25 protein-coding genes and 1 pseudogene are annotated in these 23906 nt (G+C 65.9%); 21 read left to right on the forward strand and 5 right to left on the reverse strand.

Annotation, left to right across the window (positions count from 1 at the left end):
• The first annotated feature begins 666 nt into the window (after positions 1 to 666).
• The 3 genes from KXD98_RS27590 to KXD98_RS27600 all read left to right on the forward strand — a co-directional run bounded on the left by KXD98_RS27590 (position 667) and on the right by KXD98_RS27600 (position 3064).
• Positions 667 to 1638: an IS481 family transposase gene (locus tag KXD98_RS27590; RefSeq protein ID WP_043988055.1), complete on the forward strand. Its 972-nt coding sequence runs from the start codon at positions 667 to 669 to the stop codon at positions 1636 to 1638.
• A 604-nt stretch (positions 1639 to 2242) separates the two neighbouring features.
• A complete protein-coding gene (locus tag KXD98_RS27595; protein ID WP_064896553.1) occupies positions 2243 to 2536 on the forward strand; it encodes a helix-turn-helix domain-containing protein in 294 nt (97 codons plus the stop codon).
• A gap of 111 nt (positions 2537 to 2647) precedes the next feature.
• A complete protein-coding gene (locus tag KXD98_RS27600) occupies positions 2648 to 3064 on the forward strand; it encodes a hypothetical protein (protein WP_064896555.1) in 417 nt (138 codons plus the stop codon).
• 19 nt (positions 3065 to 3083) lie between these two features.
• Here KXD98_RS27600 and KXD98_RS27605 read toward each other — a convergent pair whose 3' ends face one another.
• Positions 3084 to 5027 (reverse strand): serine/threonine-protein kinase, encoded by a 1944-nt coding sequence (locus KXD98_RS27605; protein ID WP_081281805.1) that lies wholly within the window; start codon positions 5025 to 5027, stop codon positions 3084 to 3086.
• Positions 5028 to 5363: 336 nt separating this feature from the next.
• Entirely contained in the window at positions 5364 to 6554 is a 1191-nt protein-coding gene (locus tag KXD98_RS27610) for a hypothetical protein (protein WP_081281804.1), read from the reverse strand.
• A 117-nt stretch (positions 6555 to 6671) separates the two neighbouring features.
• Here KXD98_RS27610 and KXD98_RS27615 point away from each other — a divergent pair, with 117 nt between their 5' ends.
• The 12 genes and pseudogenes from KXD98_RS27615 to KXD98_RS27670 form a co-directional block, all read left to right on the forward strand.
• Positions 6672 to 7172 (forward strand): hypothetical protein, encoded by a 501-nt coding sequence (locus KXD98_RS27615; protein WP_064896559.1) that lies wholly within the window; start codon positions 6672 to 6674, stop codon positions 7170 to 7172.
• Between the two features lie 51 nt (positions 7173 to 7223).
• The gene (locus KXD98_RS27620; RefSeq protein ID WP_064896561.1) at positions 7224 to 7757 is read left to right on the forward strand and encodes a hypothetical protein; all 534 of its coding nucleotides are present in this window, start codon (positions 7224 to 7226) and stop codon (positions 7755 to 7757) included.
• 400 nt (positions 7758 to 8157) lie between these two features.
• Complete coding sequence (locus KXD98_RS27625; RefSeq protein ID WP_069404045.1) at positions 8158 to 9030, forward strand: phosphoadenosine phosphosulfate reductase family protein; 873 nt, start codon at positions 8158 to 8160, stop codon at positions 9028 to 9030.
• Positions 9031 to 9056: 26 nt separating this feature from the next.
• Positions 9057 to 9452: a hypothetical protein gene (locus KXD98_RS27630; RefSeq protein WP_131815058.1), complete on the forward strand. Its 396-nt coding sequence runs from the start codon at positions 9057 to 9059 to the stop codon at positions 9450 to 9452.
• A gap of 19 nt (positions 9453 to 9471) precedes the next feature.
• The gene (locus KXD98_RS27635) at positions 9472 to 9927 is read left to right on the forward strand and encodes a hypothetical protein (RefSeq protein ID WP_236442195.1); all 456 of its coding nucleotides are present in this window, start codon (positions 9472 to 9474) and stop codon (positions 9925 to 9927) included.
• Between the two features lie 52 nt (positions 9928 to 9979).
• Positions 9980 to 10489 (forward strand): hypothetical protein, encoded by a 510-nt coding sequence (locus KXD98_RS27640; protein WP_236442197.1) that lies wholly within the window; start codon positions 9980 to 9982, stop codon positions 10487 to 10489.
• A gap of 146 nt (positions 10490 to 10635) precedes the next feature.
• Positions 10636 to 11607 carry an IS481 family transposase gene (locus KXD98_RS27645; protein ID WP_064898557.1) on the forward strand — a complete coding sequence of 324 codons (972 nt, stop codon included), beginning with the start codon at positions 10636 to 10638 and terminating at the stop codon, positions 11605 to 11607.
• A 432-nt stretch (positions 11608 to 12039) separates the two neighbouring features.
• Complete coding sequence (locus KXD98_RS27650; protein ID WP_236442167.1) at positions 12040 to 12594, forward strand: hypothetical protein; 555 nt, start codon at positions 12040 to 12042, stop codon at positions 12592 to 12594.
• A 44-nt stretch (positions 12595 to 12638) separates the two neighbouring features.
• Positions 12639 to 13136, forward strand: a complete 498-nt coding sequence (locus KXD98_RS28465; RefSeq protein WP_084222946.1) for a glutaredoxin family protein — start codon at positions 12639 to 12641, stop codon at positions 13134 to 13136.
• A complete protein-coding gene (locus KXD98_RS27660) occupies positions 13121 to 13672 on the forward strand; it encodes a hypothetical protein (protein WP_236442165.1) in 552 nt (183 codons plus the stop codon). Before KXD98_RS28465 ends, KXD98_RS27660 begins: the two co-directional genes overlap by 16 nt.
• 152 nt (positions 13673 to 13824) lie before the next feature.
• Positions 13825 to 14118, forward strand: a complete 294-nt coding sequence (locus tag KXD98_RS27665) for a hypothetical protein (protein WP_236442163.1) — start codon at positions 13825 to 13827, stop codon at positions 14116 to 14118.
• Positions 14115 to 14372, forward strand: a pseudogene (locus KXD98_RS27670) (DNA cytosine methyltransferase); the annotation flags it as partial. The gene KXD98_RS27665 and the pseudogene KXD98_RS27670, both read left to right, overlap by 4 nt.
• Before the next feature lie 256 nt (positions 14373 to 14628).
• Here KXD98_RS27670 and KXD98_RS27675 read toward each other — a convergent pair.
• The gene (locus tag KXD98_RS27675; RefSeq protein WP_069404053.1) at positions 14629 to 15288 is read right to left on the reverse strand and encodes a TetR/AcrR family transcriptional regulator; all 660 of its coding nucleotides are present in this window, start codon (positions 15286 to 15288) and stop codon (positions 14629 to 14631) included.
• A 156-nt stretch (positions 15289 to 15444) separates the two neighbouring features.
• Between KXD98_RS27675 and KXD98_RS27680 the strand changes: the two genes are divergently transcribed.
• The 6 genes from KXD98_RS27680 (at position 15445) to KXD98_RS27705 (ending at position 22540) form a co-directional block, all read left to right on the forward strand.
• Complete coding sequence (locus KXD98_RS27680) at positions 15445 to 15894, forward strand: PaaI family thioesterase (protein ID WP_051562215.1); 450 nt, start codon at positions 15445 to 15447, stop codon at positions 15892 to 15894.
• Entirely contained in the window at positions 15891 to 16565 is a 675-nt protein-coding gene (locus KXD98_RS27685; protein WP_069404054.1) for a TetR family transcriptional regulator, read from the forward strand. Before KXD98_RS27680 ends, KXD98_RS27685 begins: the two co-directional genes overlap by 4 nt.
• A gap of 76 nt (positions 16566 to 16641) precedes the next feature.
• Entirely contained in the window at positions 16642 to 17067 is a 426-nt protein-coding gene (locus KXD98_RS27690; RefSeq protein ID WP_069404066.1) for a DUF6188 family protein, read from the forward strand.
• Between the two features lie 96 nt (positions 17068 to 17163).
• Positions 17164 to 20250: an RND family transporter gene (locus KXD98_RS27695; protein WP_069404055.1), complete on the forward strand. Its 3087-nt coding sequence runs from the start codon at positions 17164 to 17166 to the stop codon at positions 20248 to 20250.
• Positions 20251 to 20437: 187 nt separating this feature from the next.
• Positions 20438 to 21673: a DNA cytosine methyltransferase gene (locus tag KXD98_RS27700; RefSeq protein WP_236442159.1), complete on the forward strand. Its 1236-nt coding sequence runs from the start codon at positions 20438 to 20440 to the stop codon at positions 21671 to 21673.
• 81 nt (positions 21674 to 21754) lie between these two features.
• Positions 21755 to 22540 carry a hypothetical protein gene (locus KXD98_RS27705; RefSeq protein ID WP_236442157.1) on the forward strand — a complete coding sequence of 262 codons (786 nt, stop codon included), beginning with the start codon at positions 21755 to 21757 and terminating at the stop codon, positions 22538 to 22540.
• A gap of 95 nt (positions 22541 to 22635) precedes the next feature.
• On the opposite strand, the gene KXD98_RS27710 is transcribed toward KXD98_RS27705, so the two are convergent.
• Both KXD98_RS27710 and KXD98_RS27715 read right to left on the reverse strand, forming a co-directional pair.
• A complete protein-coding gene (locus KXD98_RS27710) occupies positions 22636 to 23184 on the reverse strand; it encodes a hypothetical protein (protein ID WP_396883460.1) in 549 nt (182 codons plus the stop codon).
• 10 nt (positions 23185 to 23194) lie between these two features.
• Entirely contained in the window at positions 23195 to 23743 is a 549-nt protein-coding gene (locus KXD98_RS27715) for a hypothetical protein (RefSeq protein ID WP_260765571.1), read from the reverse strand.
• Between the last annotated feature and the right edge of the window lie 163 nt (positions 23744 to 23906).

Consider the following 23906-nt stretch of genomic DNA (forward strand, 5'->3'; position numbering starts at 1 on the left):
ACCACACGAAACCCCAGGTCACAGCGATAAGACCCCTCAGATCCCCGATCGATGTCCTAACTCAGGTGGTTGCGCTGCAAGGGGACACGCTCGGCATTGGCGATTGTCTCGGGAGGCTGGGCGCTCCAGGCCTCGCCACCTCCGTTGGTCATTCTCTGACTATCTCATCCTGGACTCCAACCGCGGCGAGCCATGCCCTCCGGCTGAGCGGTTACTGTCTCTGTTCTATTCCGCATTCAATTCCGGGCATTGATGCGTGTGGGCTGCAACTAGCAGTTTGTAGTATTGCTCTGCGGCGGTGACAAACGCTTCAGGAGGGGTATTATTCATCTCGTTTCGCCGCGTTGCCTGATGAGATTCGAACGCTTGCCTTGACGCAGGACTTTCTATCGCGATGCCATCGTATACGGAATCGGCTGTGGCAATTACTTGACTTTTCCATTTCTTGGGATTTGATCTGATGTCCTCGATGCTCCTAGCCCGAGCGCTTAGTGTGATTGGCGCTATTGTGTTGTTAGCGCCGCCGCCGGGCATCGCCCAACAAACGTGGCGGCCTAGGTGTAACTCCCAGACAGGTTGTGAACGGCGTGGTGAGCGGAAGTAGGTGAGGACCTCCGGTATCGGTGTGGTTACCAAACACGCACATCCGATTACCGAGAGGTCCTCATGGTCCACGCTAATGCTTCGTTGACTCCTCGTGGGCGGTTGCGGCTTGCGCAGGCGGTTGTTGATCAGGGCTGGAGTTTGCGGCGCGCGGCTGAGCGGTTCCAATGTTCGGTGGCCACAGCCAAGAAATGGGCCGACCGTTATCGCGACGGTGGCGAAGCAGCGATGGTAGACCGGCCCAGCCGGCCGCATCGCAGTCCGTTGCGGTTGCCGAAACGACGTGAGCGGCGCATCGTCAACCTGCGCTTCACCCGGCGCTGGGGCCCACATCGCATCGCCGCTTACCTGCACCTGCCACGCTCGACCGTTGAGGCGGTGCTGCGCCGCTACCGGATGCCATTGCTGCGGCACCTGGACCAAAACACCGGGTTACCGGTACGCCGGCCCAAACCCCGCCGCTATGAGCACCCGGCTCCCGGCGACTTGGTCCATGTCGACGTCAAGAAACTGGGCCGCATCCCCGACGGGGGCGGCCATCGCAAGCTGGGTCGCCAAGCCGGCCGGCGCAACCGCTGCGGCATGGGATACACGTTCTTGCACCACGCCGTTGATGACCACTCCCGGCTGGCCTACTCCGAGGACCTCACCGACGAACGCAAAGAAACCGCCGCGGGATTCTGGAAACGCGCCAACGCGTTCTTCGCCGACCACGGCATCACCGTCAAACGAGTGTTGACCGACAATGGATCCTGTTACCGGTCAAAGAATTTCGCTGAAGCGCTCGGCCCCGACATCACCCACAAGAGGACCCGGCCCTACCGGCCACAGACCAACGGCAAAGTCGAGCGATTCAACCGCACCCTGACCACCGAATGGGCCTATGCGCAGACCTACCGCTCTGAGGCCGAACGCGCCGGAACCTACCAGCACTGGCTGCATCACTACAATCACCACCGACCCCACACCGGCATCGGCGGAATGACACCAATCGAGCGCCTACGCGTTCACAACCTACCCGTGAAGAACACCTAGGCCTCGGATGAAGTGTGGTGTCTTGGCCATGATTTCGGCTGCCGCATCAGTAGTGATCCCGTGGTCCCATATGTAGGCATCCGCCCACCCCTTTTCGAGGTCACACACGGCGGAGGCAAATGCAGAGTCCCCGCCGTTCGGCACGCGGTCGTAGAATGTAGAGATTAAGTAGTCGCGGTTCTTCGACGGCAAGAATTCTTCCGGTCCGCTCATGGCGAGGTGGTCTTCATCTTGGGTTCGCAGATCACCGGTGTACGGACTTGGCAGCCGAATCGACAGCCAGGCGTCCGCGATTTGCTCTGGGGTGGAATTGGATCCGGCCGAATCGACACATCCTGTCCCTGCGATAGCGGATTCAACCACCTCCGCCGCGCTAGGAAAGCCGGGCAGTGATCCGCTTGGACCGTCACCACCACAACCTGCGACCAGAATTGTCGCTGCCAGCAGCACAATACGCTTATGTCTCATCACGACGCCCCCGATGGCTTACGTTCGAGCATACGCGCGGGTCCCACCGTTTCGCACGTCATTCGGATGTTTTTAGCCATCCACTTTCAGGTAGACTATGCACTACAGGTCTACCGGGCAACGAAGGGACCGAACCATGCCGGCCGCCAAGTCCGACACCACGACGGACGCCAAGTCCGCCAGGAAACTTGAACTTGAACGTCGCAACGCCGCCGTCGGTGAACGCATTCTCCCGATCATCGGAGCCAACATCGTCGCACGCCGGGAAGACCTGCGGCTGTCGCAGCGGGCACTGGCAGAAAATGCCGACGTCGACCGCATCTGGATCCGCCAAGTCGAACAAGGCACCCGAGCCCCCACTGTGATCGTCCTGGCCAAGATCGCAGAAGCCCTCGACACCACCGTCGAGGCGCTGACCAAAGGGACCTAACAGCATGGCTGCGCTCGGGCTGCCCGCGACCATCACCGTGGCCGTGCTTGTCGGACCCAGCTGGTATAGATCGCCGCAGACCCGCACACCTCGACGGGAAGGCGCAGGGCAATGAATCCGTTCGACTACAACCACCCCCCTGATGCACCCGCCAGCGGCCAGCTGTACATCGCGACGGTCAAACCCTTCGATGCCGTGTCGCCCTCCGACCACCAACCGCTGGCGCGGGTCCGCTACACCAACGGCAAGACCTTCGTCGGCCGCGACACCGTGCGGCACATCGACGTCCACCGCGAGACCGGCCAGCCCGTGGAGCACTGGATGCGCATCGACGGCTATGCGCGCGAGATTGTCTCCCAGATCAGCACCCTGGTCGCAGACGGCGCCGTCAGCCCCGTTGCCTGTTTCACCGAGCTGCGCTACCACCTCGACGCCGACACCGGCTGGTCCCCCGCGATCGACGCCCTCAGTGACGAAGACTGGGCCGCGGTGCAGTGGCGCGTCACCGACCTTCTACGCACCGGATGAACGCCGCGGGCTCAGCACGCTAGTCGCCGGTGCGCTCCATCTTGAGCCGGTACGGAGTGAGCGGCTTGACGCAGCTTCCGTCCAAGACCTCCTCCTGGCCGCGGCCCTCAATGACCGGGATCGGATTCGGCGCCGGCCGAGGCAAGTCGAATTCCTCGCTGCGCTTCAGCGGTGCTGGAACGTCGTCGACGATGCACGGCGGGTTCCCCTCAAACCGGCTCGTCCACCGGCCGTCGGCGAAGGTATAGACCCCGCCCCTTCCGTCGAGCGGCTGAAGCACCCCCAAACTTACGCACCGCGCCTGTGCCCGAAGACAATACGTTCGGAAGTCCACTTCGACGGAGCCACCGGCACCGTTCAAGAGCGTCTGCGTCATGGTGTAGCGGCCACGAAACCCCTCTGCTGGAACAGGCTGGCGGGCGGGCAACGCGGCGGGATCAGCGATGGCCGCGACGTCGGTATCAGCGACACGGGTCAGCGCCACCGTCGAGGACGTGCTGCAGTTGCTGCCGTTGATCACCCGGTACTCACCGGCCAGGGTGCCATCGTCGTGAGGTGTCAGTGTGATGACTTCCCAGGTTTCCGGGGCGAACTCGCGGTCACGACAATCATCGCGCAGCGCGGGCGTGATCGCCGCCGAACTCGTCGGCACGGTCCCCACCGCAATCCACTGCCCGCCAACATCATCGAAAACAAGACTGGAATTGAGGGTGGGGCCGGCGACGGCTTCGGCAATCGCGGTGCACCCCGACGGGGAGCACGCTGAACGGATCTCCAGTGTGCCCTGCCGACGCTTGGGATCGAAGACCTCACCTGTGGTGATGTGTGTCTCTGGGCCGAAGTCCGCCGCGTAGGTTCCGGTCAGCGGACCGGTATTGGGCGCGGGTGCAGTCTCCGCGACGGATACGTCAGGGCTGACACTCTCGCTGGAGGGTGGGGAACTCGATTCCCAGGGTTGCTCGATGGCCAGTACCGTCACCCCGGCCACAGCCAGGGTGGCCGCGGCCGCCAACCCTGCCACCCTGGCCATGCGGCGCCCGCGCCGCGCGGAAGGCGCAGGGGCGAAGGTGCTCGGCGGTGGGAGCGAGGCCGACTGGGTGGGTGCGGCCGGTGAGATCTGGGGGCCGGCGTGCTGGATCAGTGCCTGGGTGAAGTCGCGACAGCTGGCGAAGCGGTCTGCGGGCTTCTTCGCCAGCGCCACAGCTAGGGGCCAGTCCAGCGAAGCCAGGTCGGGACGCGTGTCAGCCAGGCGGGGAGGCGCACTGGAGAGGTGGCTGCTGATCACGACAGCGGGATTGGCGAACGGGAACAGCTGAGTCCCGGTCAGTAGGTGGTAGGCGGTGGCAGCGAGTGCGTACTGGTCGGCGCGGCCGTCGGCGTCCTGGCCCAGCAGTTGCTCGGGTGCCGCGTAGGCGACGGTGCCGACGGTCATGTTCGTTGTGGTCAAGCCGCTGACGTCGTCGAGGCTGCGGGCAATGCCGAAGTCGGCCAGCATGACCTGCGATTCGCCCCGCGAATCCGGGTGCGACACCATGATGTTGGCCGGCTTGACGTCGCGGTGCAGCAGCCCCTTGCTGTGCGCATAATCAAGGGCCTCCCCCACGGCACCGATGATCCGCAGCGCCAGGTCGGTCGGCATCCCACCGGGATACCGTTGTGCCAGCAGTTCGCCGGCGTTGAGCCCATCGACGTAGCACATCGCGATCCACAGCCGGCCGTCGGCTTCCCCGCGATCGAGGACACTGACGATATGCGGATGCCACAAGCTGGCCGCAAGATCCGCTTCGCGCGCGAACCGGACCTGGTAGCTGGAGTCCATCGAGATGTCGGCTCGCAGCAACTTGAGCGCGTCATACCGTGGCAACCGAGGGTGCTCGGCGAGGTAGACCTCCCCCATCCCACCGGACCCGAGCGGCCGCACAATGCGGTACCCAGCAAAGTGCTCTCCCACCCCCACCGGCATGGCAGCATATTAGCTGCCCGCCACGTCACGATGTCGTGACACCGGCACCGGCAGTCGTTGCGGTGCCCGGCTCGCCGCGGTGCAGGTCACCCGTCACATCCCGCTCCACCCCGCAGTGGGCCACGGTGCGGGTTCCCCAGACCGGGCGGTGTCGGAACAGGTAGCGCGACGCGCCCGTGGCCGGTCCGACCGCCCCCGCAGATCGGGTCGTGCGTGAAGGGGTCTGATTGCACGCAGGCCCGGCCCGCGGGTTCGCCAGTTGTGCTCAGTCACAGTGGTGCTTGCCTGCCGTACAACGACGCACGGACAGGGACTGGCCGGGCGGGCCGGGCCGGGCTAGAACAGTGCGGCTCCATTGGCCTGAGCCCAGTGAGTCTCAAACGCCGGACGTTGCTTGTCGTCGACGACAGCGGGAGCCACGACGAAGAAATGTTCGCAGTTGTCGGCCACCGCAAGGTGGTGCCGCACGATGTGATCCGCGCCGACCTCACGGCGGCCGGGCAGTCCGCTCAGGTGGGCATCCATCTCGGCTCGCGTCCCGCGCGCCAGCCGCCGCACCGACCGCGCGGTGATCCCCCGCCGGCCCTCCCGCCCCGGAGGTGTCACCCGGCGAACCTCGTAGACAGCGAACTCCGCGGCATCGAACATCTCTCGAAAGGCGACCTCGACCTCCACCAGACCGGCTTCGGTGATCATCTGCGCCACGCTCCCACCGGCGATCAGGGTTTGGCGTTCATTGAGCCGCCGCGATGTCGCTTCGATGAGCATGGCCTGCGCTCCGGCCTGTGGCTCCTGGCGGTAGCGCTCGACCATGTTGGCCCGTCCCGAGGAGGTGCTCAACGCGAAAACACAGTATGAGCAGCAGGATTTCGACCAGGACACGCCCAGCTTGGTGAACACGTAGTCCGCGCACGCCTGACGATCCATCCCGGCCTCGATCAGCGGGTACCAGCCTCGCCGCCGCTCGGTATTGAATAGTTGGTCCTTGGCGGCGCGGCGTTGCTCGCCGGCTTCGAACCCGATCACGTGCCGGTAGGGTTGACCATCGGTGATTTTCTTGATGACCGGATCCAGTGCCCAGCCCTTGGCGTGGATCGAGCAGGCACGCTTGCCGCCGAGCTGCGGAACCGTTCCAGCAGAAAGCATTTCGGTAGAAAGGCGATACGCGCCGTCGCTGTACAACTTCTGCGGACAGGTCGAATCGTCAAGCACCACAACCCCGTTGCCGTTCGCGGTCGGAGTGCGCTCAGAGCGGGCACATTGGATGTAGCGAACACCGAACCGCCTGAACAATGGGAGGATGTACGTCTCGACATCCCTAGAGGTGGAACGGAATTCGTCACCCGTCATGGCCGTCAGCACCACCATGTCGGCCAGGTCGAAATCCCGAGTCTCCGGTTCGGTCAGCCACCGCAGCAGCAAGCAAGTGGAGTCAAGCCCAAGGCCGTAACTGACCACAACTTTCGGGCGGTGCTCACCGGAGACGATGCCTGGGATCTCCAATTCCGTTGTGGCCGTGCGGCTCATGCTGTCCCCCCCATCGATCAGATGCTGTTGTCTCTAGACTACCAAACTGGTAGGCTAAAGACAACCGGCCTCGAGGTGAGGCGGTGCCCGGCGAGCACGAGGAAGAAGGTCGACCCAATGACTTATGGCGACGACAGCGGCAACCCCCGAGCGGCCTACCTGAGCGCACTGCGCCGCAACTACACCTTCGACAGTGCACGCGCAGCCGTAGCCACTGCCAGCGAGAAGCTCAACGAAGCCAGGGCCACCCTCGTTCTGGCCCATGACCTTCGCGCCGACCTCGGCGTCCTAGATGTCCGCGTCCTGAGCCGGGCGGTCGAAACCCTCAGCGCTGACCTGCACGCCCTCGGCGAAGCGCTGGCCGACACCGTGGACGTGTTGGCGACCCTCAACGGCCGGGCCCGCCCGGCTCGCGCCACTGAGTACGTCGCCGCCGACGGTGTCACGGTCATCCAGATCGACACCGACGCCAACGTCGGACCCGTCCGAGTCAACCTCAACGACACCTGCATCCACGACGGCCGCCCCGCAGCGGCCACGCCGGAGGAAGGCAGCTACTGGCCCACCGAGGCCGGACTGCTGGCCATTCACCACAACGGCCGCCGCAGCGACGGCTAGCCCAGCGACCCCCGCCAGAGCCTCACATCACCACCGATAAGGAGACCACCCATGACCACTGCCGGCACCTTTGCTCTCGACGCCGGGCTGCACACCTACCCCGCGGCGGGATTCGACATCCCCTGGAACGGATGGGCCACACCCATCGTCAGCCGCGCCACCCTGTGCGCCCTGATCGCCAACGAAGATCCCCTCGGGCAACGCCTGACCCTGGAGTTCGACGGAACCATCGCCACCGTCGCCGACCGCGACCCCGCCGGACGCCACACCGACGCCGTCACGCTGGTTCCAGACGCCGACGGCCTCTACCATCTTGTCGCACTGGGATGGACATTCCACCAGATCGAAGAACGCCCCCAGCGGGGCCAATTCGCCACCCCGGAATGCCGCTATACCGTCACCTGGCAGATCGACGCACTCGATGCGACAACCCCGGTCGAGGCCGCCCAGTTCGCCCGCGACGCCCAAACCCGGCCCCAGACCACGGCCACTGTCTTCACTGTCACCGACACCACAACAGGCCAGCACCACCTCGTTGACCTGGCTGCGCAGAACCCCGACCAGGACCAGCCGCACGACTGCTAGCAGCCGCGCCCGGCCCGCAGCGCCCCGCGCCTCGACGTGCGCTGCCGCCGGGCGCACCCAGTCGCGCAAGCAACCGTTGCGCCCACCTGGTGGGGGCGAGGATGCACGTAGGCGCCCGCTGGCGTCGCCCCCGCCCCGCGCTGGTGCTGCCGACGCCCCTTCGGGAACGAACTACGCCCGGAGTGCCAGCGCCCAGGTCTGCGTTGAAGGCCCGGTGACGGCTTCTGCTCCTCGTCGCGACGAATCCAGACGACAAACCGCTGAGACAAACGACAGCCGCATGACAAACCCGCTGAGAATATGACACGCGGGCTGAGACCCGCGTCCCACCCCCGCCCCGAAGTGGTTGTCTAAACACCACCATTAGTGGTAGACTAAAAACAACCACTTAGGAGGGGCGATGGCCACCAGCGCGACCACTGACCGAGGAACCGTCACCGCAGGCGACAGCCCCGACTTGCGTTCCTATGACTGGATTTTGGTGTCCTCCAGCGCCGGGAAGGACTCGCAAGCTGCCCTCGACGTCGTAGCCGAGGCAGCCTCACAGGCTGGCGCCCTCGACCGGGTCGTGGTGGTGCACGCCGACCTCGGGGAAGCGGAGTGGGACGGCGTGCCGGAACTGGCCGCCGAACACGCCGCCCACTACGGACTGCGCTTTGAGCTGGCCCGCCGTGAACGCGACGGAGCCCTGTACACCATCCTCGATCACGTCCAGCAGCGCGGCATGTGGCCGAGCAGCCAACAACGTTGGTGCACTTCAGATTTCAAGCGCGGACCGATCCGCAAAGTGATGACCAAACTCGTCGCAGAACTGCGCGACAGCGACCAGGTGGTGGGCCGGCCGGTGCATCTGCTCAACGTCATGGGGCTGCGCGCCGAGGAGAGCAGCGCCCGCGCCCGCCGCCAGCCCTACGCCCCGAATCCCTCAGCCTCCAACGGCCGCCGCCGCGTCGATGACTGGTACCCCATCCACGAACTGTCGACCACCCAGGTCTGGCAGCGGGTCCGCTCTGCCGGCACCCGCCCGCACCCCGCCTACCTGGAAGGCATGTCCCGACTGTCCTGCCGATTTTGCGTGCTGGCCAGCCGCGCGGACCTGGTGTGCTCAGCCCGGCTGAACCCCGAACTGGCCCGCCGCTACGCCGCAGTCGAAACCCAGACCGGGCACCGCTTCCGCGCCGACCTGTCCATGGCCGACATCATCGCCGAGGCCGCCGCCGGTGAACAGGGAGCCTTCCTCGACCTTGCCGAACTGCACCCCATCGGGTCATGAGCACCGCCACCAGTCAGGAGCCGACCATGAGCACCAACACCATTCACCCCGTGCAGGGCCGCGATCCCTACGCCAGCCGCCGCGTGGCGGTGTACAAGAACCTGCACAAGGGCGCCTGGTCGATCAAAGCCCTCGACGGCCCCCACAAGGGCAAGATCGTCGCCCACGCCGACCGCGTCGGACTGCTCGACTGTGCAATGCACGTCGGGCGAGCCGCTCAGGCCCGCATCGCCGCCGGTGCGGCCCGCGAGGTCCACGCCTGGGTGACCGGCCGCCTGGCCGACATCACCCTCGACCACCCCGCCCGCCTGGTCTACCGCCCGCATGAACGTCCCGAGTTCTACCTGGCCGCCACCGGCCGCGCCGTGGCCACCAGCCCAGCCGCACTGTTCACCGACCACGCCTACATCAACGCCGCCTGACGCCCAGAGGAACCCAGCCATGACCACCCCCACCCTCCCCCTGCCGACCATCCCCGACGACACCCTGCGCGAACTGCTCTGCGCCTACTTCTTCGCCCGCGACGACCTCTACGAGACCGAGGCCGACGCCGAGGTCAGAGCCGCCCACCCCGAGTCGATGTGCACCACCAGCCGACAAGCCGTCATCGACCTGGCCGACGAACTGGTCGCCCGATTCGTGCCCGACACCGCTGCTCGCTGCGCCCTGACCGGCGAAGACCCCGCCACGCTGGCCTACACCGGCCCATCGCAACCCCGCGCCGGCGACCTCATCGCCGCGATCCACCCCGGCACCGGACGCATCACCGGCACCGTCCACGCCGTCACCGACCACGCAGCCATCGTCCACTGGCAGTACACGAACCTGCCGCCGATCACCTACCCACTGACCCAGATCGTGCCCACCGCTTGCGGCTGGCACATCAGACGCACCTGATCTCGCCCCCGCACACGCCCCATCACCGCCAAGGGAAGGAACCGACCCCGCCATGACCACCAGCATCGACCGATTCGCCGACAGCGTCCGCTATCACTTCGCCCACCCCCCTGCTGACTGGACCATCCGCAAAATCGACTCCCGTCGCTGGGCGGTGATCAACACCGCCGGAGACACCATCGACACCCACCCCACCCGCAGCGCTGCCGAACACGCCGCTGCCGCCGGCCCCTACGTCCGGATCTGGTCGGACCGCACCGCCTGGTACCTCGGCACCACCAACGACCCCCGCAACCGCACACTGACCCCCGAGGAACTGCGCACCATCGCCACCGTGCTCACCGACCTCGACCACCCCGAGGCCCCCGCCGCCCGCCACCGCGCCTGGCCCGACACCGAATTCTGCGACCTGTGCGACCTCCCCTTGACCGGCCCAGGCCGCCTGTGCCCCAACTGCGACCACTGCGACACCGAGGACTGCACCAATCCCCTCAACGACGGCGAAGGCTACGACGGCTACTGCGGCGACTGCGCCGATCGCCGCGCCAACCTCTACGACTGACCCGACTCCGCCGGACCTCCGGCCCATCACGTACCACCTCCGGCTGTTGTCGTGACCTGAGAGGTTGTTGACGGCGCGCCTGCTTGAAATGGGGAGGACCTCCTGACGGAGTGGATGTGTCTGGCATTCACCCGTAGGAGGTCCTCGTGTCTCACGCTAACGCCCGTACCAACCTGTTCGCACGTCGCTTGATCGTGGAGCGTGTCGCGGCCGGCTGGCCGCCCGCGCAGGTTGCTGAACAACTGGGAATTTCGCGGGCCACGGTCTACAAGTGGCTGCGCCGATACGCCGAAGGTGGTGACGAAGCCCTCGCTGACCGGTCCTCGCGTCCGCACCGGATGCCCCGGCGCACCAGCGACCGAGTCGAGAAGAAGGTGCTCGCCGCGCGGCGACGCCGCAAGCGTGGCGCAGTCATGCTGGCTGCTGAACTTGGGATGCACGCCTCGACGGTGGGACGGATCCTGGCGCGTCACCAGGTACCGCATTTGAGTGCAATCGACCCGATCACCGGTGAGCCGGTGCGCTCGTCGCGGCGCAGCCCCAACCGCTACGAGCACCGCACCCCAGGATCAATGGTCCACGTCGACGTCAAGAAGCTGGGCCGCATCCCCAAAGGCGGCGGGTGGCGCCTGCACGGCCGCGACGCCGCGGTGTCAGTGGCCAACCGGCACAAGAAGACCCGCATCGGCTACGACTACGTGCACACCGCCATCGACGACCACACCCGGCTGGCCTACAGCGAGGTACTCACCGACGAGAAAGACCTGACCTGCGCGGGATTCTTGCACCGAGCGTTGGAATGGTTCGCCAGCCACGGTGTGCGGGTGCGTCGGCTGCTGACCGACAACGCCATGGTCTACCGACACGGCACCAACTGGGGCTGGGTGTGCACGGCCTGGGGACTCAAACGCCGGTTCATCAAACCCGGCTGCCCCTGGACCAACGGCAAAGCCGAACGCTTCAACCGCACCCTGCTCAACGAATGGGCCTACGCCCGCCCCTGGACATCCAACAGCCTACGAAAACGAGGACTTGACCGATTCCTACACCGCTACAACACTCAACGAGGCCACTCCGCCCTCGGCGGACACCCACCCATCAGCCGACTCGCCGCCTGACAACAACGTGTCAGGTCACAACAGCTAGTCCCGCTCCGAGCACCCGCCGGCCTTCCCGACTACGAGCCGCTGCCCGGCAGGTATACGCCGGTCTCGCGCCCGACGTAAACCCCCACGGTCACCTCCACCCGCTGCACGCACAACAGAGGGCGGCGACGCTGCACTCAGGCATTGCCTGCGATCCCCACCGCACACCAGCAACGCAGCGGATGGTCCTGTCTTCGGGTGGGAAAAAGACGCCTGGACACGGCGAAACCACCTCTGACCCAGGAACTCTCACCGGGCCCTCTGCCACCTCTGCCACCGCCTCGGCCTCTCGGACGAACGGCACGCAGCCGCAAGCGAACTCAACAAACGAACACCCCAACTGGGAGCCTATACACTACCGATATGTGGTAGTGTATAGACATCACCCCTCGAGAGGAGCGCCCCGTGTCGAATCTTCAATTCACCAACGCCCCAACGGTTTTCGCCTACCGCCACCGTGAAGCGATTCTCTGCCCGTCGTGTACGCAGCACGCGGTTCTGCCGATCACCGAACCGGGTGCCGAGTACGACGACACCGAACACGTCCTCGACGTGGTGGCCCGTGAGGGCGGCCACGACCGCGCGGCGATCACCAGCGACATTCTCCCCGCGCCGATTCCCAGCGTTGAGATCCTCAACCAGGTCTGCTCCGAATGTGCTCAGACGCTGCTGCCCGGCAAGTACTGGGATCACTACCACGCGGTCCTGGCCGCCATCGCCGCCCAGGCCGACACCGTCGAAACGTTGATCGAGCTGCTCAACGGCCACTACCGACCCCAGTCCGGGGTGGCATTTCACCCCGGCGGCGCTGACCGCGATCTGTGGCACGTCCTGCGCTGGGAGCGCAACGACTGGACCACGGTGTGGTCCAAGGCCAACTACTGGTACGCGATGCGCGACAGCCAGGGCAACACCTTCACCTACACCGAAGGCGACCTCGAACGGGGCCCGCGGCCATGAACGCCGCAGTCCTGCAATCCTCCGGCACTGGAAGGAATGAACCGATGTGGATCTGCACCATCAAGACCGAGTACGGCCTCAAGTCCGAGCAGCATCCAAACCCGGAGTCCGCGATCGCGGCCGCCGAATTCTACGCCCGCAACACCGGCGGACTGCCGCTGGAATGGCGCCACGATCGCGGCCTGGACCGCTATGACGCGTGCCTGGTCTCGCTCAACCGCTCCGTGGCCGTGTTCACCGTCGAGCCAGAGACCCCCGACGCTGCCCGCGGTGACGCCGAGCCGGCGATCACCCTCTACACCAAGCCCGGCTGCGTGCAGTGCCGGGCCACCGCCCGCCAGTTCGCCAACGCTGGCGTGCCAGTGAAGACCATCGACGTCAGCGTTGACACCGCCGCAGCCGCGCTGCTCACCGACCTCGGCTACCGCAGCGTGCCCGTGGTGATCGCCGGAAGCCAGCACTGGACGGGCAACCGCCCCGACCGTGCCGATGCCGTCATCCGCCAGGTAGCCAAGCAGGTGCCCTCATGCGGCCGACTCTGAGCCCCGACCAGCGCCACCTGCTGGCGCTGGTCGGCTGCTCCTCGGGAAGCATGTTGCTCGCGGCGATGATCGACGACAGCGCGATGGCGGCCCTGCTGGCTCGCAGCGGCGGCGCCTCGATGCAGACAGCCCTGGACGGCGCCCCGGAGTGGATGACCAGCTACTGGACCTCCGGCCAGAAGTTCACCAGCCCCGGCCTCGGCACCGATCAGGTCCGCTGCGCCGTGACCGCCACGCAGGTACGCAATTTCGGACGCAACCTACCGCTGGCAATGCAGACAGAGATTCGCGAGCTTGAGGCCGCCCAACAAGCCGAGGCCGCGCGCACCTGGCAGTGGTGCTACTGCCCCTACGCCGACACCCCGCGAAACTCTCACGCCGGCCCCTGCACTCGCTACCACCCCAGCGCTGCTGAACACGACGAGCACTACCGGCGTGACCGCCAGCTGCGCACCTGGTCGCAGACGCTGCTGAATCGAGCGCTCGGACTTGCCGAGGCCGGAGCCCAACTCGACCTGTTCGCACCACTGGACTAACCACACCCGCCCTCACCAGAGCCCACCCCCACCCGGCCCGAGGACGACACGCACCGCAGCGACGGTGTCGTCGCCCCGGGCTAAAGGTGGTTGTCTATGCACTACCAAAGTGGTAGACTAAAGACAACCACAACGGAGGGGGATCACCCGAAATGCACACCTGCACTTGCCATTCGATTCGCGAAAGCTCCGGCGGAATCAGCTACTCGCTGTTCATGCTCGGCGTCCTGTGCGGCTACTGCGAAGGCGCCATCGCCGACGCCGAGGCCCAGGCCGAATGGGAGGCCCTGACCCCGGCCGAGCGCATCGCCGCCCGCTGGAGCTACGCCTGCACCGTCGCGATGCCCCGCCGCCGTCCCGGCACCCCCAACGCCGCCGACGCTCCCCCGTTCAGACTCCGACCACACCACCCCCGCAACCCTCAGCACGAAAGGCTCGAGCCATGACCTTCACCCTCACCGACCTGTTCTGCGGAGCCGGAGGAAGCTCCACCGGCGCAGTAAGTTTCGGCAACGTCGCCGTCCGTGTCGGTGCCAACCACTGGGACAAGGCCATCGAGACACACAGCCTGAACCACCCCGACGCCGACCACATCCAGGCCGACCTGTCGCAGATCGACCCGCGCTACTTCCCCAACACTGATCTGCTGTGGGCCAGCCCCAGCTGCACCAAGCACAGCGTCGCTCAGGGCAAGAAGCGTCAGTGTAGGTTCTCACTTTTCGCTGCATGCGCTTGACGCTCTGAACTGCGGCTATCCAGATCGTCTCACTGTCGACGCCTTGCCGTTTGTCTCACGAACCGCTTCATTACCTACAACGCGGTCCAAGTGGCACGGCGCATCGTTCGATTGGTGCTGTCTCTTTTCTAGAAATTCGAGTCGAATCATTACTTGTCTCAGATCTCGTGGTTTGACGCGTCGTCGTGAGCTTCCGCCGGCGATGTCACCCTGGGTCCGTTCAAACGACTTCGCGTACGTCTGCGGGGGTGGCGGCTCTGCGGTGGGTTGCGAGGAAGTTGTCGATGAGGGTTGTGCAGTCGTCGCGCGTGATGGTGCGCAGGCCGGTCATGCGTGCGAATGCGAGGGGTCCGACGAGTTGGCAAATTGCGAGGTCGCGGTCGATGTTGCCGAGTTCGGTGTGGGCTTTCGAGCTGGTGAGGATGGCGTCGAACGGTTGGCGGTACTGGTCGACGACGCGGGCCCGCAGTGCCCCGGATGCGTGACTGTTGTCGGTCTCTTCTTTGGCGCCGGTGGGGCCGAGTGAGAGCCATGCCAGGGTGGTGACGTGCAGCGGGGCGTCGTTGAACAGGGCGGCTTGGCGGCTGAGCAGCTCGATCAGTTGTTCGCGTAAGGAACCGCTGGTCGGTGCTGGTGTGCTTACCTGCGGTAGTAGCCGCTCGAAGGTGGCGGCAAGCAGATGCGACGAGCTCTGAAAATGCCGATAAAGGGTGGTGCGGGCCACCTTGGATGCTTTGGTGACGGCATCGATAGTGACGGCCTCGACGCCTCCGGTGCTCAACAGTGTTGCCGCAGCATCCAATAGTCGATTCCGTGACCGGATCCGCCGCGGATCGATGTCGTCATCATCGGGCAGGGAGGGCTGATTGCTGTCGCTCACGGGTCACCTCGGCGGTCGATTTCGGCGATGTCGCACCGGGAAGTCTAGCAGTTGTGGTACTACCAGTAGCGCAGCGAAACTTGAAGTAGCGGGAGCGTTTCTGTGTCAGATCGTGCGGTGCCGTCGGAACGGCTGCCTTCTCATACCCCGACCTGTATGGGGTGTGGTCCGGACAATCCGCACGGCCTGCATGTGGAGGTCTACCGCAGTGCGGATTCGGTGTATGCCGATGTCACATTCGACGAGCGCCACATCGGAGCCCCCGGCCTGGCGCACGGTGGGGCCGTCGCCGCGGCCTGCGATGACGTGCTGGGCTTCACGCTGTGGATCGCCGGCACGCCTGCGGTGACGCGCAGTCTGACGGTGGAGTATCTGCAACCAGTACCGCTGCACCGGCCCCACCGGATCACCGCGCACATCAGCGCCCGCGAGGGTCGGGCGTTGCACGTCGCGGCGACCGGCACCTGCGAAGGGGCCACCCGGTTCACCGCGACGGCCGTATTCATCGTGGTTGATACCGCACATTTCGCCGCCCACGGCGATATCAGCGGTTTTGGGGAGATCCTCGAGCAGTTCTCGCGCCGCGGCGGCGATCACACACCATGACCGTCGCCAGCGCCCGAGCGAGCGACACGCCCACCGGGCTCGACGAGGAGTATTCGGTTGCCGATCAGGTTCACGCAGCCGGGGTGCCGCGTTCGCGCGTCTCGGCCCGTCGTCGCGAGGCCATCATGGATGCCGCCCTGGCTATAGCTACCACCGGCGGTTACGACGCGGTGCACATGCGGACGGTCGCCGAGCACGTCGGCATGGCCGTGGGCACGCTGTACCGCTATTTCCCGGCCAAAACCCATCTGCTGGTCGCGGCGCTGAGTCGAGAATTTCAGCGTCTCGACGTCGCCGGGACCTGGACAACCGGTGCCGGCACACCGCGGCAGCGATTGGAGCGACTGACCAGCCACCTGCACGGCCGGTGGCAGCGCGAGCCGCTGCTGACCGACGCCATGACCCGGGCTTTCGCCGCGGCCGACACCCGCGCCGCCGCGGAACTTGATTCTGCCGCCGCAACGATCCACACGCTGCTGGCCCGCACCCTCAGCGCGGGCGAGCCGACACCGACACATCTGGTTGTCGCCGGCCTCATCTCCGACATCTGGCTGGCCAACCTGCTCGCCTTCATCAGCGGGCGGGTGTCCGCCGAGGAGACCCGTGACCGCATCGACCGGGCCGTTCATCGGCTACTCGACAGCGCCGCCGCGCACTCCGAGGAACCGTAACGATACTCCTAGTATCGCAGCGATACCTGCCGTACCCTTAGGGGTGCGACTCGATGATGCGTCGAAGGAGAACGCCATGTACACCCAGTGGATCGAAGATTGTGTCGTGCAACGGGTTTCGGTGCGCGACGGCTTGGTACTCGACCTGGACGACTACAACGAAGTCGTCATCTCGCGCCCCCTGCTGCTCACTCTGCCCGCAGCAGATCGCTTTCCCGCCGAGGCAGTCCTCATCAATCCCTTGCAGATCTCGGTCTACGAGCGCCCGCTGCTGAACCTGGCCGGCGCAGTGTGCACCCAGGCCTGGTCCGGTGACGACGGGGGGTTGCACCTGGGCTTCTCCCGTGGTCACCGCATCGACGTCGACCCCGACGAGCAGTTCACCGCGTGGGAGCTGTACGGCAAGCGGCACGGCTACATGGCCTGTCTGCCGCACGGGCGTGTCCGCGTGGTCCGACACGACATCCCCGAAAGCGACGACGCCAACATCGTGAACCGATAAGCCACCGCTGGCTGCAGACCCCATCGACTATCCGATATTCGCTACATAATGTAGCGTAGCGATACCAATAGTATCGTTGATCGTTTAGGGGGTTCGGTGGCCGACCGCACGGCAGGCTCTTCGGTAACACCGGCCCGCGCTGCCCGGCGCGAGACTCCCGTCGATCCCGCGTCCAGCCGTGAATACAGCGCTCGGCTCGCAGCGTTGGGACGATTCACTGTGCGGCACAAAGCCTTGACCATCGGGGTGTGGATCGGCGCCGCGATCGTCTTGGCGCTGCTGTTCCCGCAGCTGGAAACGGTGGTGCGCCAGCAGTCGGTGGATTTGATTCCGCGCGACGCCCCGTCGCTGCAAACGGTGGAGCGGCTGAGTACCGCCTTCAACGAGCAGGGGTCGAAAACCATGCTGTTCGTGGCCATGGAAGACCCCGCCGGTCTGACCCCGGCGACCCAACAGCGCTACGACCGCCTTCTGGAACGACTGCGCGCAGACAGCGAGCACGTGTTACTGGTGCAGGATCTGCTGGCCGATCCGGTCACCCGAGCCCAGGCTGTCAGCGCCGACGGCACATCGTGGTATCTGCCGGTGGGAGTGAGCGGCACGCTGGGTGACCCGACCGCTGCGGAGTCCGTCCAGGCGGTGCGGGACATCACCGCAGAAGTGTTCGCCGGTTCGTCCACCACCGCGCAGGTGACCGGGCCGCCGGCGACGTTCAGTGACATGATCGCCGCCGCCGAGCATGATCTGCTGTTGATCTCGATCGCCACCGCCGCCATGATCGCGCTGATCCTGCTGATCGTCTACCGGTCGGTGTTCACCGCGCTGCTGCCGCTGCTGGTGATCGGGCTGAGCTTGGCCGTCGGGCGCGGCGTCCTGTCCGCGCTGGGCGAGATGGGCATGCCGGTCTCACAATTCACCGTCGCGTTCATGACCGCGATCCTGCTCGGCGCCGGCACCGACTACACCGTGTTCCTGATCAGCCGCTACCACGAGCAGCGCCGCGCCCAGGTACCGGCCGAGCAGGCCATCATCCACGCCACCGCCAGCATCGGCCGCGTCATCCTGGCCTCCGCCGCCACCGTGGCCCTGGCCTTCCTGGCCATGGTGTTCGCCCGCTTGAGCGTGTTCGCCGCCCTAGGCCCCGCATGCGCCATCGCGGTCCTGTTCGGTTTCCTGGCCACCGTCACCCTGCTACCGCCCGTGCTGGCACTGGCAGCTAAACGGGGCATCGGTGAACCCAAATCCGATCGCACCCGCCGCTATTGGAACAGTGTCGCCGTCGCGGTGGTGCGCCGTCCGGTGCCACTGCTGATCGTCAGCCTCGTCATCCTGCTCGCGCTGTCAGCGGTAGCCGCGACCATCAAAATCAGCTACGACGACCGCAAAGGCCAACCCGCCACCACCGCCAGCAACCAGGGCTACCAACTGTTGGACCGCCACTTCCGCAAAGACGTCGTCATCACCGAATTCCTCGTCGTCGAGAACCCCACCGACATGCGCACCGGCAAAGGACTGGCCGACCTCGACGAAATGGCCTCCCGCGTCTCCCAGGTTCCCGGTGTCACCAAAGTCTCCGGCGTCACCCGCCCCACCGGGGAACGCCTCGATCAAGCGCAACTGGCCTGGCAAAACGGTCAAATAGGAGACAAGATGGCCGGCGCGGTCGCCGACGGTAACGCTCGCCGCGACGACCTCACCAAACTCACCGACGGCGCCGATCAACTCGCCGGCGGACTGGCCCAACTCGACACCACCGTGCGCACCGCACTGACCCCCCTGGCGGGCATCCTCACGCAAGCCCAATCCGCCGGCGCTCAGGTCAACCAGTTCCGACCACTACTGCAACAACTCTCAGCGACCGCCCCTGCGGTCGATCAGGCCATCCAAGCCGGCCCCGGCCTACGCCCCCTGGCCGACCAAGCACAACACGCCATCACCACCTTGGACCCGCTCGTCGGTGCCCTCAACACCTCGCCGTGGTGTGCCACCACACCCCAATGCGCCCAGATCCGCGACCAAGTACAGATCCTGACCACCCTGCGCAACAACGGATTCTTCACCCAAATCGCCGACCTCGGCGACCGCTACAACCCCGCCAGCAATGCCACCGTCGCCGGCACCCTCACCACCGTCCAAAACGCCGTCACCTCGCTGGACAACGCTTTCGGGGCGCTGGGAAACCCCGCTGACCTGGCCAGCAACCTGCGCCGCCTCCAAGACGGGATCGGCCAACTCGCCTCCGGAGCCCAAGCGTTGGCCACCGGTGTGCGCACCCTAGCCGACAGCAACATCGAAATGCTCTCCGGGATGAGCCAGATCGCCACCCAACTCCAGAACTCTGCACGCGCCGCCCAGGACTCCGACTCAGCAAGCGGTTTCTATCTGCCGGCCAACGCCTTCGAGAACCGCCAATTCACCGACGTCGCGAAACAATTCCTCTCACCAGACGGCAAAACAGCACGGTTCATGATCGAAACCAGCTACGACCCCTACAGCGTCGAGGCCATGAACCTCGCCCACCAGATCACCGACGTCGCCAACGCCGCGCGCCCCAACACCTCCCTGGCTGAGGCCACCGTCTCGGTCGCCGGCTTCCCCGCCGTCAACTCCGACATCCAACGATTCCTCTGGGCAGACTTCTTCCAACTTGCGCTGGCCACCACCGTCATTGTCGGCCTCATCCTGGTGCTGCTGCTACGCGCACTACTGGCACCGATCTACCTGCTCGGCACCGTCCTGCTCAACTACCTCGCCTCGATCGGATTCGGCGTCCTGGTATTTCAGTGGATCCTCGGTCACGAAATCGCTTGGCCGGTACCTCTATTGGCGTTCATCATCCTCGTCGCCGTCGGCGCCGACTACAACATGCTGCTGGTCTCCCGACTACGCGAAGAATCCGGAAGCAACATCCGCGTCGGAGTGCTGCGCACCGTCGCCAACACCGGCGCCGTCATCACCTCCGCCGGCCTGATCTTCGCCGTCAGCATGTTCGGCCTCATGGTCGGCTCGGTAGCCATCATGATCCAAGCCGGCCTCATCATCGGCTTCGGACTACTGCTCGACACCTTCCTCGTACGCACCCTCACCGTGCCCGCCATCGCCACACTCCTCCGCGAAGCAAGCTGGTGGCCACAACGTGCGCCAACAAACCAACCCCCAACGGCAGTCACCTCCCCCAGATAAACAGACCTGCCAAACCCCGCCATGCTCGCCTCGCCGCCGCCCGTCTCAAATCTAGAGAAACGAGACGATGCCAGGAACCGCCTACCGGTCCGGCATCGCTCCAGGTTGCGCTGTCTCGTTTCTTGTCTCACGAACCTGGCGGATCCGCCATCATTCCGCCAACAACGGTGAGATTCCGCCACGTTCCGTGAGAACCTACATCAGTCAGGACGCCCAGCCCGACCTGTTCGGCGAGACCCTCCCCGAGGAGGCGGCCGAACGTTCGCGCGCAACCATGTGGGATGTGGTTCGCTTCGCCGAATACCACCAGTACCGCGCAGTTTTCGTGGAGAACGTCGTCGACGTGGTGTTCTGGCCGCCGTTCCAGGCGTGGCTCATGGCGATGGAGTCCATCGGCTACACCGGGCAGATCGTCTACCTAAATAGTATGCACGCTCAGCTCTACGGCCCTGGCGCCCCGCAATCTCGTGACCGCTTCTATGCGATCTTCACTCGCACCGGCGACGCGCGTCCCGACGTCACTCGGCTGGTCTCGCCCTACGCCGAATGCTCGGAGTGCGGCCCCGTGCAAGCGATGCAGACCTTCAAGCGACTCGACCGCGCCCCGTGGGGAAAGTACCGCTCCCAGTATGTCTATCGCTGCCGTAACACCGCCTGCCGCAACCAGATCGTTGAGCCGCTGTTCCGGCCTGCCGCCGACATCATCGACTGGTCGCTGACCGGCACCCGCATCGGTGAGCGCAAGCGCCCGCTGGCCGACAAGACGATGGCCCGCATCACTGCCGGGATCGAACGCTACTGGGCACCGCTGCTGGTCCCCGTCGAAGGCCGCGACGGCAAGACCGCCGCCCCCGTCGATCAACCCGCACGGACGATGACCACCCGCAACGAGACCGGCTTGCTGATCCCCACCGGCGGCACCTGGCGCACCGAGGCAGTGCCGACCAGCGAGCCGATCCCCACCCGCACCACCCGCGAAAACGACGGCATCGCGTTCCCCGCCTTCGTGGCCGAACTGCGCGGCGGCTCCTGCGACGCCCGACCGGTCGCCGAACCACTGGCCACCGTCACCGCCAGCGGCAACCACCACGCGCTGATCACCAGCTACTACGGCAACGGAGGCACCACGCCCGCCGCCGAGGCCCTTCCCACGGTCACCACCCTGGAACGCCACGGCCTGCTGACCCGCCGCCCCGCACCGGCCCCACCGCCGGCCATCGACATCAACGACGTGTTCTTCCGGATGCTGGAACCGCGCGAGATCACCGCCGCAATGGATTTCCCCGGCGATTACCAGATGGTCGGCACACGGCGCGAACAGGTGCGCCTTGCGGGCAACGCCGTCACCCCGCCCGCCGCCCGCGACCTCGTCGGCCTGGTCGTGGAAACCCTCACCGGCGAACCACTCCCGACGACCCACTAAGCCACCCGGTGGGGGTGCTCCCCCCACCCCCACCGGGTCCACCAACCCCACCTCACCCACACCGCCGAAAGGACCGCCGCCGTGAGACGCTTCTACCTCGGGACCAGCGAGGTGCGTTGGCTCGGTCAAGCCAACGTCCCGCTGTTCATCTCTCATCGCCGCCTGGCCCCGCGCAAGAGCTTCCCGCGCGCACTGACCGGGTGGGCGTTGGACTCCGGTGGCTTCACCGAACTGTCGATGTTCGGCGAATGGCGCACCAGTGCCCGCGACTACACCGCCGCCGTCTGGCGCTACGACCAGGAAATCGGCAACTTGGAGTGGGCCAGTCCTCAGGATCTGATGACGGAGCCCGAGCAACTGGCCCGCACCGGGCTGAGCGTGCGTGAACACCAACGCCGCACCATCGCCAACTTCCAGGAACTGCAAGACCTTTGGCCCGGCCCGGCGTACGACGTTCCATGGGTCCCAGTTCTGCAAGGCTGGACGCCCGACGATTATCGTCGCTGCATCGACATGTACTACGACGCCGGCGTCGACCTGTCGCAGTGCTTCCTCGTCGGCGTCGGCTCCATCTGTCGCCGTCAGGGCACCGCCGAGATCGACGTCATCCTCTCCACCATCCAACGCCACGACCCGGAGATCCCGTTGCATGCCTACGGCTGCAAGGTCACCGGCCTGAAACGCTACGGCCATCGGATCACAAGCGCAGACAGTCTTTCCTGGAGCTACCAGGCCAGGCGCAGCGCTCCGCTGCCCGGCCACCGCCACGCCGCCTGCAACAACTGCCTCACCTACGCCCTGGCCTGGCGCGAGCGCGTCCTGGCCGTGCGACCGTCCGGACAGATGAGCCTGTTCGACGCCGCCTGAGGTCATCCACACGCGCACAAGCGGTTCCCGGCCCGTCCCCAGAGGACAGGCCGGGCTCCGCTGACGGCTCGCAACCGTCCACCTTCGCCCTCGGGTCACCACAGCCGCGGCTGCTCCCCGAGCATCGCCGCCTCGACCGCAGCTGAATCCCACCCCGACTGGACCGCCTCCCGCAGGGCCAGCGCCCGCTCACGTCGAGCACGAAGCCCAGCACCGCGGGCAATCACCGACGGCCGGCCACCACCGCGGCCCCGCGTGACCATCTGTTCCATGTTTTCCTGCTGAGTGCCCGCCATCACGTGCGGCCGCACACCGGCACCGATCTCCTCGGCGGTCACCACCCGCACGCACAATGTCACGTCGCACTCATGCAACGCCCGCACGTCACCCTGTAGCGGTTGCCCCGCCTGTGCGGCCGCCAGCGCATAACGCGGCGGCCGCACCATCACCACCTGCCGCCAGCCGTTGCGCCGCAAAGCGAAGCGCCCGTACCCATCTGATCCTATGGCTCCGGTCCACAACCAACAATCCTGTCGACCCGGCCCACGCACCACGTGCGCGAAGAACCGCGCGATCTCATTGGCGTGCCGGACCGGGTCAACAATCAAGTCACGACCCTGCCGCATCCGAGGATGGGTACTCATCGGTCGCACGTCAGGCGCTCAACGCCTCGGCGGCCGGCTCCACCGCACCAGCATCGTCGCCCACCGGCTCGTCACCAGCCGTCGCGGCCACATCGACCGAACCGGCACCCTCAGGGTGATCCCCACCAGGCGTGCGGTCGCGGGCAGTGCTGTGTTCACTGTCGGCCAGGCGCAACAGTTCTCGCACCCGCGCCTGGCTCTGCCCGCTTTGGGCTGCGATGCTCGCGATCGTTTCGCCGTTGGCCCGCATCGCCCGCGCTGCCTCGCCGGCGGCCTGGCCGATCCGCACCGTCTTCTCCTCGGCGCTCAGACGAATCCGCTCGATCCGTTCACTCAACGCCGACTCGATCTTGGCGATCTGCTCAGCCGCTTTCGCCCGCGCCGACTCCTGTTCCTTGATCGCCGCTGCTTCGGCATGCGCCAGCTTGTCCAGCTCATCCAGAAACTCGCTCAGTGAGTGCAGGATCGCCTTCTCGCGTGCTTCGCGCTCGGCAGTGGCCACCCGCCGCGCCTCCAAAGCCCGTTGCAAATTGCCTGATTTCGTTCTTCCTTTGCCCATGTTTTCGGATGCTAACTACCCCTGCTGACGTAATCACCCTTCCAACTCCCCCACATCTGACCCCTGCACCACTTCTCCCACCACTCCCAGCCCACACCCCCTCCCACCAGCACCATCACCTTCCAGCCCCTCCTTGTCCCACACACCTCTTGCACTTAGGTCA

It is taken from the genome of Mycobacterium sp. SMC-4, assembly GCF_025263265.1.
Classification (GTDB): domain Bacteria; phylum Actinomycetota; class Actinomycetes; order Mycobacteriales; family Mycobacteriaceae; genus Mycobacterium.